At 70.8% G+C, this 14483-nt stretch carries 13 protein-coding genes; all 13 read right to left on the bottom strand.

Annotated elements, in window-relative coordinates:
• Window positions 1–176: 176 nt before the first annotated feature.
• Window positions 177–1358: an apical growth/hyphal branching protein DivIVA gene (gene divIVA / locus ACFW47_RS00590; protein ID WP_383280861.1), complete on the bottom strand. Its 1182-nt coding sequence runs from the start codon at window positions 1356–1358 to the stop codon at window positions 177–179.
• Window positions 1359–1413: 55 nt separating this feature from the next.
• Window positions 1414–1698: a YggT family protein gene (locus ACFW47_RS00595; RefSeq protein ID WP_019328007.1), complete on the bottom strand. Its 285-nt coding sequence runs from the start codon at window positions 1696–1698 to the stop codon at window positions 1414–1416.
• A gap of 80 nt (window positions 1699–1778) precedes the next feature.
• Complete coding sequence (sepF, locus tag ACFW47_RS00600) at window positions 1779–2420, bottom strand: cell division protein SepF (RefSeq protein WP_386282696.1); 642 nt, start codon at window positions 2418–2420, stop codon at window positions 1779–1781.
• 129 nt (window positions 2421–2549) lie between these two features.
• Window positions 2550–3269: a YggS family pyridoxal phosphate-dependent enzyme gene (locus tag ACFW47_RS00605; protein ID WP_386282699.1), complete on the bottom strand. Its 720-nt coding sequence runs from the start codon at window positions 3267–3269 to the stop codon at window positions 2550–2552.
• A 6-nt stretch (window positions 3270–3275) separates the two neighbouring features.
• Window positions 3276–4004, bottom strand: a complete 729-nt coding sequence (gene pgeF, locus ACFW47_RS00610; protein ID WP_386282701.1) for a peptidoglycan editing factor PgeF — start codon at window positions 4002–4004, stop codon at window positions 3276–3278.
• Window positions 4001–5209 carry a cell division protein FtsZ gene (gene ftsZ / locus ACFW47_RS00615; RefSeq protein WP_386282704.1) on the bottom strand — a complete coding sequence of 403 codons (1209 nt, stop codon included), beginning with the start codon at window positions 5207–5209 and terminating at the stop codon, window positions 4001–4003. Before ftsZ ends, pgeF begins: the two co-directional genes overlap by 4 nt.
• Before the next feature lie 287 nt (window positions 5210–5496).
• Window positions 5497–6291, bottom strand: a complete 795-nt coding sequence (gene ftsQ, locus ACFW47_RS00620; protein ID WP_386304196.1) for a cell division protein FtsQ — start codon at window positions 6289–6291, stop codon at window positions 5497–5499.
• A gap of 25 nt (window positions 6292–6316) precedes the next feature.
• Window positions 6317–7411: an undecaprenyldiphospho-muramoylpentapeptide beta-N-acetylglucosaminyltransferase gene (gene murG / locus ACFW47_RS00625; RefSeq protein ID WP_019328001.1), complete on the bottom strand. Its 1095-nt coding sequence runs from the start codon at window positions 7409–7411 to the stop codon at window positions 6317–6319.
• A gap of 6 nt (window positions 7412–7417) precedes the next feature.
• The gene (gene ftsW / locus ACFW47_RS00630) at window positions 7418–8785 is read right to left on the bottom strand and encodes a putative lipid II flippase FtsW (protein WP_386282710.1); all 1368 of its coding nucleotides are present in this window, start codon (window positions 8783–8785) and stop codon (window positions 7418–7420) included.
• A gap of 76 nt (window positions 8786–8861) precedes the next feature.
• Window positions 8862–10268: a UDP-N-acetylmuramoyl-L-alanine--D-glutamate ligase gene (gene murD, locus ACFW47_RS00635; protein WP_386282712.1), complete on the bottom strand. Its 1407-nt coding sequence runs from the start codon at window positions 10266–10268 to the stop codon at window positions 8862–8864.
• Between the two features lie 11 nt (window positions 10269–10279).
• Window positions 10280–11371, bottom strand: coding sequence for a phospho-N-acetylmuramoyl-pentapeptide-transferase (gene mraY / locus ACFW47_RS00640; protein WP_019327998.1), 1092 nt, complete (start codon window positions 11369–11371; stop codon window positions 10280–10282).
• Window positions 11371–12786 carry a UDP-N-acetylmuramoyl-tripeptide--D-alanyl-D-alanine ligase gene (gene murF, locus ACFW47_RS00645; RefSeq protein WP_386304198.1) on the bottom strand — a complete coding sequence of 472 codons (1416 nt, stop codon included), beginning with the start codon at window positions 12784–12786 and terminating at the stop codon, window positions 11371–11373. The genes mraY and murF overlap by 1 nt, the downstream gene beginning before the upstream one ends.
• A gap of 49 nt (window positions 12787–12835) precedes the next feature.
• On the bottom strand, window positions 12836–14356 hold the full coding sequence (locus tag ACFW47_RS00650) for a UDP-N-acetylmuramoyl-L-alanyl-D-glutamate--2,6-diaminopimelate ligase (RefSeq protein WP_386282947.1): 1521 nt from the start codon (window positions 14354–14356) through the stop codon (window positions 12836–12838).
• Between the last annotated feature and the right edge of the window lie 127 nt (window positions 14357–14483).

Genomic DNA, 14483 nt, shown 5'->3' on the forward strand with positions numbered 1-14483 from the left:
ACCGGCGTTGGCCGGGTGCCGCTGCGCCCGCCCTCCCCCATCGGCCCGGGGTCGTTCGGGCGCTGGGGGAGCCACGGCTGCCCCCAGCTGGGCGGGCACGGCAAAGGGCGGGCCCCGGGTCAGAAACCCGGGGCCCGCCCTGAACGCTGCCGGCGATCACGCCGTACTACCGTGCGTCAGTTGTCGTCCTCGTCGATCAGGAACCCTCGCATCGGCGAAGGCGCCTGCCCCATCGGCGACGGCCCCTGCGGACGCACCGGCGCCATCGGCTGGGTCATCGCCGGCGACATCTGCTGCTGGCCGCCGTACGACGGACCGTTCTGGCTCGGGCCGCCGCCCATCGACTGGTTGCCGCCGTAGGACGGGGCACTCGCGCCGGCCGGTGCCATCGAGGGCGCCGGGGACGGCGGAAGCGAGGCCGTCGCGGGCGTACGCGGCGGGGCGAGCGAGTCGTCCGCCTGGGTCTCCAGCTGACGCAGCTGCGACTCCAGGTACGACTTCAGTCGCGTCCGGTACTCGCGCTCGAAGCCGCGCAGGTCCTCGACCTTGCGCTCCAGCGTGGCGCGGGCGGACTCCAGGGAGCCCATCGCGACACGGTGCTTCTCCTGCGCGTCCCGCTCCAGGGCGTCCGCCTTGGCACGGGCGTCCCGCTCCAGACCCTCGGCACGCGAACGCGCCTCGCCGACGATCTTGTTGGCCTCGGAACGGGCCTCGGCGATCGCCTGGTCGGCGGTCTGCTGGGCCAGCGAGAGGACACGCGCGGCGCTGTCGCCGCCGGGGCCGCCCTGACCGGGCATGCCGCCGGGACCACCGGGACCCTGCGGACCGCCCATGGGGCCGCCCATCGGGCCGGGGCCCATCTGACCCTGCATCGGACCGGGGCCGCCCTGGCCCATCGGTCCCGGACCCTGCCCCATCGGGCCGGGGCCCTGCGGGCCACCCTGACCGCCGGGACCGGCGGGCAGCTGCGGGGCACCGCTCGGCAGCTGGGGCGGACCACCCATGGGGCCACCCATCTGCTGCTGCGGCGGGCCCGATATGCCGGCGGGCACCGGAGCGCCGGGACCTCGCATGCCCTGCTGAGGCATACCGCCCTGCTGCGGCGGGCCCTGCTGCTGCTGATGCTGCTGCTGATCCTGCGGCGGTTCCGGTGGCTTGCGCATGTTCTGCTGGTTCTGCGCGGCCGCGCGCGTCGCCGCGGCCAGTTTGGCGCGCAGGTCCTCGTTCTCGCGGAGCAGTCGGGTCAGTTCGGCTTCGACCTCGTCGAGGAAGGCATCGACCTCGTCCTCGTCATAGCCTTCTCGGAGGCGGACGGTCGTGAACTGCTTGTTCCGCACGTCCTCGGGGGTCAACGGCATCTCTTCACCTCAACGTTGTCGTCGGCATTCGGCAAGCCCGTGTCTCTCTCATCGCTCACAGCCGGCTCACGATCGCGATCAGGATGTAGACGATGATCATCAGTACGAAGAAGGACAGGTCGAGCGCCACGCCCCCGAGACGCAGCGGCGGAATGAACCGCCGCAGAAGCTTCAGCGGTGGATCGGTGACAGTGTAGGTGGCCTCCAGAACGACCACCATCGCCTTGCCGGGTTGCCACGAGCGGGCGAACTGGAAGACGTAGTCCATGACCAACCGGAAGATGAGCACGATGAGGAAGCACATCAGCGCGATGTAGACGACATCCAGGACCACGCTCATGACCCTTGCTTCCCTCTCCCCTGAACCATCTCTCGGGCCCGTTGTCGGACCCGTGTCTTGCTCACTGCCGGTGTTGCGTCTCAGCTCTGGTTGAAGAACCCGCCCTCTGCGATGCGGGCCTTGTCCTCCGCCGTGACATCGACGTTAGCAGGAGACAGCAGGAACACCTTCTGCGTCACCCGCTCGATACTGCCGTGAAGACCAAACACCAAACCGGCCGCAAAGTCGACAAGTCGCTTCGCATCTGTGTCATCCATCTCAGTGAGATTCATGATCACCGGCGTGCCCTCACGGAAGTGTTCCCCGATGGTACGGGCTTCGTTGTAGGTCCGGGGGTGAAGCGTGGTGATCCGGTAGGGCTCTCGTTCGGACACGACCTTGGGCATGATGACCGGTGCGCTCTTTTCCAGGCTTGCGCGTTCTTGTGTGATGGATGCCACGGGCGCGATACGCGCCGGACGGCCCGATTCCGCCGCGAGCGAAGCGGACCGGGAGACCGGCTCGCGGGGCGCGGGTGGCTGGACGACTCGTACCTCTTCGTCCCTTTGGGGCTGATGTGAACCGTGCGGCTGATGCGCCGGTTCGTGCCGCCGGTGGTCCCGCTCGGGCTCCGGGTCCAGTTCGGGTTCGAAGTCGTCGTCGGGGTCGAACCCCCGGCCGTCGTACCCATCGTCCTCCACGAGGCCGAGGTAGACCGCCATCTTGCGCATCGCGCCGGCCATGCTCTGAGTCCTCCGCTCTGTGGTGGATCGGCTGACGACTGCCAAGTGCCCGCGATCCACAAGGTCGTTGCCTCCGCCTTTCGGCGGTAATGACCATATTTTCTGCTGTGGTCCGACTTCTTGGCGACGTTACCCGAGCCTGGGGCGGACTCCGAGTACCGCAGTGCCGACGCGTACATGTGTCGCTCCGGCGGCCACGGCCTGTTCGAGGTCCGCACTCATCCCTGCGGAGACCATGTTCGCAGCCGGATGGGCTCGGCGCACGTAGGTCGACAAATCCATGAGGCGCTCGAACGCCGCCTGTTGGCGTCCCGCGTACTCCCCGGTGAGCGGCGCCACCGTCATCAGCCCGTCGAGCCGCAGCCCGTCGGCCCCGGCGACGAGGTCGGCCAACTCTTCGATTCCCTCGGGCGACACGCCGCCGCGATCACCGCGCGCGCCCTCCTCGGCGTCGAGGGCGACCTGGAGCAGGCAGCCCACCTCGCGCCCGGCCCGCACGGCCTCCTTCGACAGAGCTGCGACGAGCTTGGGACGGTCGACGGACTGCACGACGTCCGCGTAACCGACCACCGAACGCACCTTGTTGGTCTGCAACTGGCCCACGAAATGCCACGAAAGGGGCAGATCCGAGCATGCGGCGGCCTTGGGCGCGGCGTCCTGGTCGCGGTTCTCCGCGACGTGGCGCACTCCGAGGTCCGCCAGGACGCGCACGTCGTCGGCGGGGTAGGTCTTGGTGACCACGATCAGGGTCACCTCGTCGCGGGGGCGGCCCGCGGCCGCACAGGCGGCGGCGATGCGCTCCTCCACTTTCGCCAGGTTTCCGGCGAGTTCGCTCTTACGGTCCGTCATGCCCCATCAGTCCAGCCACACATAGCCCGCGAGCCGCCCGGTCATGCGGTCGCGTCGGTACGAGAAGTGGTCCTTCGACTCCAGCGTGCACACCGGCGACTGCGCCCGGTCGCGCACCCCGAGGCGTGCGAGCTGTGCGTGCACCCCGGCGCCCACGTCGACCGCCGGTGTGCCCCAGCTCGTCTCGGCGTGCGCCGCCGGTTCGACGGCGGTCACCTCGGCGCGCATCCGTTCGGGCACCTCGTAGCACCGGCCGCACACGGCGGGTCCGGTGCGGGCGGTGATCCGGGCGGGGTCGGCGCCGAGTCCGGTCATGGCGCGTACGGCGGCGGGGACGACCCCGGCGACGAGGCCGGGCCGGCCCGCGTGGGCCGCGGCAGCGACGCCGGCGACCGGGTCGGCCAGCAGGACGGGCACGCAGTCGGCGGTGAGGACGGCGAGGGCGAGGCCGCGTTCGGCGGTGACGATCGCGTCGACCCGCGGGACCGGCCCCTCTCCCCAGGGGCCGTCGACCACGGCGACGTCGGCGCCGTGGACCTGGTTCATCCAGACCACCCGGGCCGGGTCGACGCCCAGCGACTTGGCCGCGAGAGCCCGGTTGGCCGTGACGGCGGCGGGGTCGTCACCGACCGCGCCGCCCAGATTGAGCTCCTCGTACGGAACGGCGCTCACTCCGCCCCACCGGTCGGTGAAGCCGAAGTGCGCGCCGTTCACGGTGTCGCGCTGTCCTATCACTTCAGGAAGTCCGGCACGTCCAGTTCCTCGGCCGCGCTGTCCGAGTAGGTGCGGGACGGCGGAACCGGCGGCGGGGCGACCTGCGGCAGGTCGCTCACCGGCTCCGGCGCGGGGGCCGGCTCCGGCTCCTCCTTCGGCTTGACACTGCCGAGCGAACCGAAGGACGGGCGGTTCTCGGGCTGCCGCACCGGGGCGGGCTCCTCGCGCTTGGCCGAGGAGGAGGCGCCGAGGACGTTGTCCCGCTGCTTGGACGGCGGCTGGCCGCCGTCGAAGCCGGCGGCGATCACGGTGACCCGGACCTCGTCGCCGAGGGCGTCGTCGATGACCGCGCCGAAGATGATGTTGGCCTCGGGGTGGGCGGCCTCGCTGACCAGCTGGGCGGCCTCGTTGATCTCGAACAGGCCGAGGTCGGAGCCGCCTGAGATGGAGAGCAGCACGCCCCGGGCGCCGTCGATGGACGCCTCGAGCAGCGGCGAGGAGATCGCCATCTCGGCGGCGGCCACCGCGCGGTCGTCGCCGCGGGCCGAGCCGATGCCCATGAGGGCCGAACCGGCCTCGGACATGACCGACTTCACGTCGGCGAAGTCCAGGTTGATCAGGCCGGGCGTGGTGATGAGGTCGGTGATGCCCTGCACACCGGACAGCAGCACCTGGTCGGCGGACTTGAACGCGTCGAGCACGCTGACCTGGCGGTCCGAGATGGACAGCAGCCGGTCGTTGGGGATGACGATGAGGGTGTCGACCTCTTCGCGGAGCTCGGCGATGCCGTCCTCGGCCTGGTTGGCCCGGCGCCGCCCCTCGAAGGTGAACGGGCGGGTTACCACGCCGATGGTGAGGGCGCCGAGCGAGCGGGCGATGTTGGCCACGACGGGCGCGCCGCCGGTGCCGGTGCCGCCGCCTTCACCGGCTGTCACGAAGACCATGTCGGCCCCCTTGAGGACCTCCTCGATCTCCTCGCGGTGGTCCTCGGCGGCCTTGCGGCCGACTGCCGGGTTGGCTCCGGCGCCGAGTCCGCGGGTGAGTTCGCGGCCGACGTCGAGCTTGACGTCGGCGTCGCTCATCAACAGCGCCTGCGCGTCGGTGTTGATGGCGATGAACTCGACGCCCTTGAGACCGACCTCGATCATCCGGTTGATGGCATTGACACCACCGCCGCCGACACCGATGACTTTGATGACTGCGAGGTAGTTCTGCGGTGCTGCCACGTCGAAGGCCTCTCGCCTCGAGTTACGTGTCGCCGGCCGCCGAAGCACTGATGCCCCCGCGACCCGACGACTGATGCCGATTGGGACGGTCCGTAGTGCCGACCCGAACCCTAACGCTGAAGTTTAGGGTTACCAGTGTGTCTGTTCCTTGGAGTCTTCTGAACAGGACACTAAGTCGACAAGTGGCGCACGTTCAACGAACACGCCGAACCTCCCGTTTTTCTTTTCACCCTATGTGATCAGCCGTAGCGCTGCCCAACCAGGGTGCTGGCCTGCACGTATACCCGTCAACTGCCCGATGACGCAGGCGCGGTGGGAACGCTCACGTCGAAGTGCCGCGCGCCGGGAGTCGCTTTCATCAGCGCGGTGAGCGCCCGGGCTTTCCGCTCGCCCTGCTCTCCGCTGCCCCAGGCCACGGTCCGGTCCCCGCTCAACGCGAGTGAGATGGCGTCGTAGGAACGGACCTTGACGGTCCGTACGTCCTTGGCGACCGCGTCCGGGAGACGGCCGGCCACCCCTACCGCCGCGCGCACCAGGCGGTCCTCGTCGAAGCGGCGCAGACTCGCCGCGGCGTTGCCGGAACGGGCGAGGTCCAATTCCAGCTCGGGCACGCCTTTCGGGGCGCGGGAAACCGTGGCGAAACGGACGCCTTCGTCGTCCACTTCCACGAACTTTCCGCCCTTTTGGACAATCAGAACCGGGGTACGCTCCGTCACTTTCAGCTCGATTCCGTGCGGCCAGGAACGCTCTACGCGAACTTCGTCAATGCGGGGCAATTCCCGCGCGAGCCGCGCCTCGATCGCCCCTGTGTCGACGGAGACGAGCGGGTCCCCGACCGGCACGTCGGCGGCCGCACGCACCTGCCCGGGTGTCAGAACACGGGTTCCGGAGACCGACACGCGTTCCACGCGCGTCCAGTCCGACCCGTAGAGCAGCCAGACGGTGCCGCCAGCGAGGAGCACCAGGACGACGGCCGCGACGACGACCGTACGGAGGCGCGGCGGGCGCAGCCGCCGGGTCCGGGGCGGGCCGGACGACTCCTGCTGGCGTTCACCGCGCTCGGCGGTGGTCGGTCCGGCCACGCTCCCTGCCCTCCGTCATGCGTCCCTAGCGGTGTGCACGGGCGGCGATCGCCTCGTACACCATGCCGACGAGCAGGTCGTCGGCGTCCCGGCGGCCGAACTCGGCGGCGGCGCGGGACATCTCGTACAGCTTGTGCGGGTCGGCGAGCACGGGAAGGACGTTGTGCTGCACCCACTCGGGGGTGAGGTCCGCGTCGTCGACCAGCAGGCCACCGCCGGCCTTGACCACCGGCTGGGCGTTGAGCCGCTGTTCGCCGTTGCCGATGGGCAGCGGGACGTAGGCGGCCGGGAGTCCGACGGCGGAGAGTTCGGCGACGGTCATCGCGCCCGCGCGGCAGAGCATCATGTCGGCCGCGGCGTACGCGAGGTCCATCCGGTCCAGGTAACTTACCGGGATGTACGGGGGCATCCCCGGCATCTGCTGGACCTGCGGCAGTTCGTTCTTGGGGCCGACCGCGTGCAGGATCTGGATGCCGGCCTGCTGGAGCCACGGCGCGACCTGCTGGATCACCTCGTTGAGGCGGCGGGCGCCCTGCGAGCCGCCGGTGACCAGCAGCGTGGGCAGGTTGGGGTCGAGCCCGAACATGGCGCGGGCCTCGGGACGGGCGGCGGCCCGGTCGAGGGTGGCGATGGAGCGGCGCAGCGGGATGCCGATGTACCGGGAGTTCCGCAGCTTGCTGTCCGGCGTGGACACGGCGACCTGGGCCGCGTACCGCGAGCCGATCTTGTTGGCCAGGCCCGGGCGGGCGTTGGCCTCGTGGACGACGATCGGCACACCGAGCCGCTTGGCCGCGAGGTAGCCGGGCAGGGCCACGTATCCGCCGAAGCCGACCACGGCGTCCGCCTTGGTGCGCTCCAGGATCTGCTCGGTCGCCTTGATGGTGCCGCGCAGCCGGCCCGGGACGGTGATCAGCTCGGGGGTGGGCTTGCGTGGCAGCGGTACGGCCGGGATCAGCGCCAGTTCGTACCCGCGCTCGGGTACGAGACGGGTCTCGAGGCCGCGTTCCGTGCCCAGGGCCGTGATGCCCACGGTCGGATCCTGCCTGCGCAGGGCGTCCGCGAGGGCGAGCGCGGGCTCGATGTGGCCCGCGGTTCCTCCGCCGGCGAGTACGACATGCACCGAAATTCACCGCTCTCCGGACGAGCGCGCCTTCGAGGCACGCCGTCGCATCGTGTTCCAACTCCGGGGATTCCGCTTGGACCCGGGACCCCTGGCCCCCCGCTTTCTACCAAAGCGAGGTTGCCGCAGCGCAAGCGCCGCCCGCGCACCGGGTTCGTCACGCGCGAAGGCGATCAGCAGACCGATGGCGAACATGGTCGGCAGCAGGGCGGAACCGCCGTAGGAGAACAGCGGGAGCGGGACACCGGCGATCGGGAGCAGCCCGAGGACCGCACCGATGTTGATCACGGCCTGGGCCGTGATCCAGGTGGTCACGCCTCCCGCGGCATACCTCACGAACGGGTCTTCCGTGCGTCCGGCCACGCGGATACCCGCATAGCCTAGAGCCGCGAAGAGGGCGAGCACCGACAGCGTCCCCGCCAGGCCCAGCTCCTCACCGGTGACGGCGAAGATGAAGTCGGTGTGCGCTTCGGGGAGTTGACCCCATTTCTCCACACTGGCACCGAGCCCGGAACCGAACAGCCCGCCCGAGGCGAGGGCGTAGATGCCGTGCACGGCCTGCCAGCAGGCGTCGCCGGGGCCGGGGTCGGTGGCGCCGAGGCACCCCAGCCGGGCCATGCGGTTGGGGCTGCTCTTGATGAGGATGAAGCCGAGCAGCACGGCGATCGACAGCACGCCGGCGAACAGCCGGGTCGGCGCGCCCGCCAGCCACAGCAGGCCGAACAGGATGGCGGTCAGGATGATCGCCGTCCCCATGTCGCCGCCGATCATGATCAGCCCGAGCAGCATGAACGCGGCCGGCACCAGCGGCACCAGCATGTGCTTCCACTGGGCCAGCAGCCTCTTGTCCTGCTTGCGGGCGAGCAGGTCCGCGCCCCACAGCACCAGGGCGAGCTTGCCGAACTCGCTGGGCTGGATCTGGAAGGAGCCGCCGAGCGCGATCCAGTTCTGGTTGCCGTTGACCGCGACTCCTATCCCGGGGACCTGCACCAGGATCATCAGGACCACGGCACCGGCGAGGATCGGGTAGGCCAGCGCCCGGTGCAGCTTCACCGGCATCTTCATCGCGGCCACCAGCAGCCCGGCGCCGATCAGGGCGGCCAGGGCCTGCTTGCGGAAGAAGTACGACCCCGGGAGCGAGAGCTGGAGCGCGGTGATCTGGGAGGCCGAGTAGACCATGATCAGGCCGAGCACGGTGATCAGCGCACCGGCTCCGGAGATCAGGTAGTAGGCGGTCAGCGGCCGGTCCCAGGCACGGCGGAGACGGTGGTGGAGGCGGAGCACCGGGTTGTCGTGCGGCGGCGGTGCGACGGGGCGCTTCGTGGCCCGCCGCACGGGCGGACGTCCGGTGCGGCTCTGGGGACTACCGGGCATCACGGCCTCCGCTGTACGTCGGCATGGACCGTCCCACGCGTCCTCCCGAGATCACCCGGCGCAGGAGGCGGCCGGGTCAGGCGCCGAGTTCGCGAACGGCCTGTGCGAACGCGTCGCCGCGCTTGTTGTAGTTGGTGAACATGTCCATGGAGGCACAGGCCGGGGCCAGCAGCACCGTGTCGCCGGGCCGGGCGAGTCGCCGGGCCTCCTGGACGGCCTGGAGCATCGCACCAGTGTCGGTCCGGTCGAGGTCGACCACGGGTACCTCGGGGGCGTGTCGCGCCAGGGCTTCGCGGATCAGCGCGCGGTCGGCACCGATGAGTACGGCACCGCGCAGCCGCTTCGCCGCGCCCGCGACCAGCTCGTCGAAGGTGGCGCCCTTGGCCAGTCCGCCCGCGATCCAGACGATCGACTCGTAGGCGGCCAGGGACGCCTCGGTGGCGTGGGTGTTGGTGGCCTTGGAGTCGTCCACGTACGCCACGCCGTCGACGTCGGCGACGTGCGCGATGCGGTGGGCGTCGGGGGTGAAGGCGCGCAGCCCGTCCCGTACGGCCGCGGCGGGGACGCCGAAGGCGCGGGCGAGGGCGGCGGCGGCGAGGGCGTTGGCGATGTTGTGCGGGGCCGGCGGGTTGACGTCGGAGACCTCGGCGAGCTCCTGGGCGTTCTTGTGCCGGTCCTCGACGAAGGCGCGGTCGACCAGGATGCCGTCCACGACGCCGAGTTGGGAGGGGGCCGGGGAGCCGAGGGTGAAGCCGATGGCCCGGCAGCCCTCCTCGACGTCGGCCTCGCGGACCAGGTCCTCGGTGGCCTTGTCGGCGACGTTGTAGACGCAGGCGACGCGATTGCCCTCGTAGACGCGGCCCTTGTCGGCGGCGTACGCCTCCATGGAGCCGTGCCAGTCGAGGTGGTCGGGGGCCAGGTTGAGGACGGCGGCCGAGTGGGCGCGCAGGGAGGGCGCCCAGTGGAGCTGGTAGCTGGAGAGTTCCACGGCGAGCACGTCGTACTGCTCGTCGCCGGTGACCGCGTCCAGCAGGGAGACGCCGATGTTGCCGACGGCGGCGGTGCGCAGACCGGCCGCCTTCAGGATCGACGCCAGCATCTGGACGGTGGTGGTCTTGCCGTTGGTGCCGGTGACCGCGAGCCACGGCGCGGAGTCCGGGCGGCGCAGGCGCCAGGCCAGTTCGACGTCGCCCCAGACCGGGACGCCCGCCTGACCGGCCGCCGTGAACAGCGGCTTGGTGGGCTTCCAGCCCGGCGCGGTGACGATCAGCTCGGTGCCGTCGGGCAGCGTGTCCCCGTCGCCGAGGCGCACGGTGATGCCGAGCGCCTCCAACTGGGCCGCCTGCGCCCGCGCGCGCTCGTCCGCGCCGTCGTTGACGACGGTCACGCGCGCGCCGAGGCCGTGCAGGACCTTGGCCGCCGGGACGCCGGAGACGCCGAGCCCGGCGACGGTGACGTGCTTGCCCTGGAATTCGAAAGGCACCGAGGAGTCGGTCACTTGTCCGCTGCCCATCCCGCGTAGAAGAGGCCCAGTCCGACGATCACACAGATGCCCTGGATGATCCAGAAGCGGACCACGACAAGGACCTCGGACCAGCCTTTGAGTTCGAAGTGGTGCTGGAGTGGCGCCATTCTGAAGACGCGCTTGCCGGTGAGGCGGAAGGAGCCGACCTGGATGACCACCGACATGGTGATCAGGACGAACAGGCCGCCCAGGATGGCCATCAGCAGCTCGGTGCGCGAGCAGATCGCCAGACCCGCGAGCACACCGCCGAGCGCGAGCGAACCGGTGTCGCCCATGAAGATCTTGGCCGGCGAGGTGTTCCACCACAGGAAGCCGAGGCAGGCGCCCATCAGGGCGGAGGAGACCACCGCGAGGTCGAGGGGGTCTCTCACCTCGTAGCAGGCGCCCGGGTTGGTCAGGGTCAGCGCGTTGGCGCAGGACTCCTGGAACTGCCAGACGCCGATGAAGGTGTAGGCACCGAAGACCAGGACGGAGGCGCCGGTGGCCAGGCCGTCCAGACCGTCGGTCAGGTTCACGCCGTTCGACATCGCGAGGATCATGAACAGCGCCCAGATGACGAACAGCACCGGGCCGATCGACCAGCCGAAGTCGGTGATGAACGACAGTTTGGTGGACGCGGGCGTGTTGCCGCGGTTGTCCGCGAACTGGAGCGAGAGCACCGCGAAGGCGATGCCGACGATGAGCTGGCCGGCCATCTTCGCCTTGGCCCGCAGGCCCAGCGAACGCCTCTTGACGATCTTGATGTAGTCGTCGAGGAAGCCGACCAGGCCCATGCCCACCATCAGGCCGAGCACCAGCAGACCCGAGAAGGTCGGCGCCGCGTCCGCCTCCGGGTCCAGGTAGCTGGTGATGACCTTGGCGAGGAAGTAGGCGGCGACCGTCGCCAGGATGAAGGCGATACCACCCATGGTCGGCGTACCGCGCTTGCTGGCGTGCTCGCGCGGTCCGTCGTCGCGGATGTACTGGCCGTAGCCCTTGCGGGCCAGCAGCTTGATCAGCAGCGGCGTGCCGACCAGCGTCAGGAACAGGCCAATGACTCCCGCGAACAGGATCTGCTTCATCATCGGGCGGCGACCTCACCCTCGGCGCCGGTCTCCAGCAGCGCCGCGGCGACGCTCTCCAGACCCACCGAACGGGACGCCTTCACGAGCACGACGTCCCCCGGGCGCAGCTCGCTGCGCAACAGGTCGACCGCCGCCTGTGCGTCGGACACGTGCACCGACTCCTCACCCCACGAACCCTCGTTATATGCGCCCAGTTGCAGCCATCGGGCTTCCCTGCCCCCGACCGCGACGAGCTTGCTGACGTTGAGCCGGACGGCGAGCCGTCCGACCGCGTCGTGCTCGGCGAGCGCCTCGTCCCCGAGCTCGGCCATCTTGCCGAGCACCGCCCACGTACGGCGCCCCTTGCCGATGGCCGCCAGCGCACGCAGCGCGGCCTTCATGGACTCGGGGTTCGCGTTGTAGGCGTCGTTGACGACCGTCACGCCGTCCGGGCGCTCGGTGACCTCCATCCGCCAGCGGGAGAGGGAGCCCGCCTCGGAGAGCGCGGTGGCGATCTCGTCTGCGGACATGCCCAACTCGTGGGCGACGGCGGCCGCGGCGAGCGCGTTCGACACGTGGTGCTCACCGTACAGGCGCATGGTCACATCGCTTGCACCGGAGGGTGTGTGAAGACTGAAGGAGGGCTGTCCGGTGTCCGTGAGTCGCACGTTCTCGGCGCGAACGTCCGCTTCGTCGGACTCTCCGAAAAGGACCACCTTCGCCTTCGTTCGGGAGGCCATGGCCCGTACCAGCGCGTCGTCCGCGTTGAGGATCGCGGTGCCGCCCTCCTCGGCCGGCGGCAGCGCCTCGACGAGTTCGCCCTTGGCCTGGGCGATCTGCTCCCGGCCGCCGAACTCCCCGATGTGCGCGGAGCCGACGTTGAGGACGAGACCGATCCGCGGTGGGGTCAGCTCGCAGAGGTACCGGATGTGGCCGATGCCGCGGGCGCCCATCTCCAGCACGAGGAACCTGGTCTCCTCGGTGGCCGTGAGCGCGGTGAGCGGCAGCCCCACCTCGTTGTTCATGGAGCCGGGCGTGAAGACCGTGGGCGCCTTGCGGCGCAGCACCTGGGCGATCAGGTCCTTGGTGCTGGTCTTGCCGGCGGACCCGGTGAGGGCCACGAGGGTGGCGCCGAGGCGTCGTACGACATGCCGGGCGAGGGCACCGAGGGCGGCCTGGACGTCGTCCACGACGATCGCGGGCACGCCGACGGGGCGGGAGCCGAGCACGGCCACCGCGCCCGCCTCGACGACCGCCGGCGCGTAGTCGTGGCCGTCCACCCGCTCGCCGACGAAGGCGACGAAGAGGCAGCCGGGCCCCGCTTCCCGCGAGTCCCGGACGACCGGCCCGGTGACCTGCGCGGACGCGTCCGGTATGTCGTGCATCCGCCCGCCGACGACTTCTGCGATCTCGGCGAGAGAGAGGGTGATCACAAGTTCGTCCCCTGGATCAGGATCAGGATCGGCTGGATCATTCGGGATCTCATACCTGGGTCTTCTGGATGGCTTCGCGCAGCACCTGGCGGTCGTCGAAGGGACGGACCACCCCGGCGATGTCCTGGCCCTGCTCGTGGCCCTTGCCCGCGACCAGCACGGTGTCGCCGGGCTCGGCCCGGGCGACCGCCGCGGCGATGGCGGCGGCCCGGTCCTCGAAGACCTGGACCTCGCCGCGCTCGTGGGCGGGCACGGAGGCCGCGCCCTGGAGCATGGTGGCGAGGATCGCGAGCGGGTCCTCGGAGCGGGGGTTGTCGGAGGTCAGTACGGCGGTGTCGGCGAACCGGGCCACCGCGGCGCCCATCGGCTCCCGCTTGGTGGTGTCCCGGTCGCCGCCGCAGCCGAGCACGGCGTGCAGCTTGCCCTCGGTCACCTTGCGCAGGGCGCGCAGGACGGACTCGACGGCGTCGGTCTTGTGGGCGTAGTCGACCACCGCGAGGTACGGCTGGCCCTCGTCCACGCGCTCCAGGCGGCCCGGCACGCCGGGGACGGCGGCGATGCCGTCGGCGGCGGTCTGCGGGTCGAGGCCGGCGGCGGCGAGGGAGACGATCGCGGCGAGGGTGTTCGCCACGTTGAACGGTCCGGCCAGCGGCGACTTGGCGGCGATCCGCTCGCCCTTGGGGCCGAGCACGGTGAACGTCGAGTCCAGCGGCCCGACCTCGACCTCGTCGGCGCGCCAGTCGGCGTCCGGGTGGCCCTCGGCGGAGTAGGTGACGACCGGGACGGTGGCCTCGTTCGCGAGGCGGCGCCCGTACTCGTCGTCCACGTTGACCACGCCGAGCCTGCTGCGTTCCGGCGTGAAGAGCTGGGCCTTGGCCTGGAAGTAGTCCTCCATGCCGGAGTGGAACTCCATGTGCTCCGGGCTGAGGTTGGTGAAGACCGCGATGTCGAAGACGCAGGCGTCGACGCGGCCGAGCACCAGGGCGTGGCTGGAGACCTCCATGGCGACCGCCTCGGTGCCGCGCTCGCGCATCACCGCGAACAGGGCCTGGAGGTCGGTGGCCTCGGGCGTGGTGCGCTCGGACTTGATGCGCTCGTCGCCGATGCGCATCTCGACCGTGCCGATCAGGCCGGTGGACTTCGCCGTGCGCAGACCGCCCTCGACGAGGTAGGCGGTGGTGGTCTTGCCGGAGGTGCCGGTGATGCCGATCTGGAGCAGGTCGCGGCCCGGGTGGCCGTAGATCGTGGCGGCCAGCTCGCCCATCCGCGCGCGCGGGTCGTCGACGACGAGCGCCGGCAGACCGGTGGCGGCGACGCGCTCGGCACCGGACGGGTCGGTCAGCACGGCGGCGGCGCCGAGGCCGGCGGCCTGGGTGGCGAAGTCGGCGCCGTGGAGGCGGGCTCCGGGCAGGGCGGCGTACAGGTCACCGGGGCGGACGGCGCGCGAGTCGTGGGTGATGCCGGTGACCCCGGCGGTGCTGTCCGGTGCGGTGACACCCAGCTGGTCGGCGAGTTCCGCGAGGGGTGTGGCGGAGATCCGCACCGGCCTGGGCGGTCCCGGGTAGGTCACGGGGTGGCCCTTCTGGGTGGTTTGGGACTGATCAGCGTGTGGCACGGCGGTGAGCGTACCGGGCGTACCCGCCTGCGGGCGAAGTGAGGTGGGGGCGCTGCTCTGGTTCCCGGGATCGGGGGTGATC

The sequence above is a fragment of the Streptomyces sp. NPDC058796 genome (assembly GCF_042745235.1).
GTDB lineage: Bacteria > Actinomycetota > Actinomycetes > Streptomycetales > Streptomycetaceae > Streptomyces.

Coding starts and splice junctions, on each gene's coding strand:
- divIVA (WP_383280861.1), bottom strand. CDS start 1,358: ATGCCGTTGACCCCCGAGGACGTGCGGAACAAGCAGTTCACGACCGTC.
- ACFW47_RS00595 (WP_019328007.1), bottom strand. CDS start 1,698: ATGAGCGTGGTCCTGGATGTCGTCTACATCGCGCTGATGTGCTTCCTC.
- sepF (WP_386282696.1), bottom strand. CDS start 2,420: ATGGCCGGCGCGATGCGCAAGATGGCGGTCTACCTCGGCCTCGTGGAG.
- ACFW47_RS00605 (WP_386282699.1), bottom strand. CDS start 3,269: ATGACGGACCGTAAGAGCGAACTCGCCGGAAACCTGGCGAAAGTGGAG.
- ftsW (WP_386282710.1), bottom strand. CDS start 8,785: ATGCCCGGTAGTCCCCAGAGCCGCACCGGACGTCCGCCCGTGCGGCGG.
- mraY (WP_019327998.1), bottom strand. CDS start 11,371: ATGAAGCAGATCCTGTTCGCGGGAGTCATTGGCCTGTTCCTGACGCTG.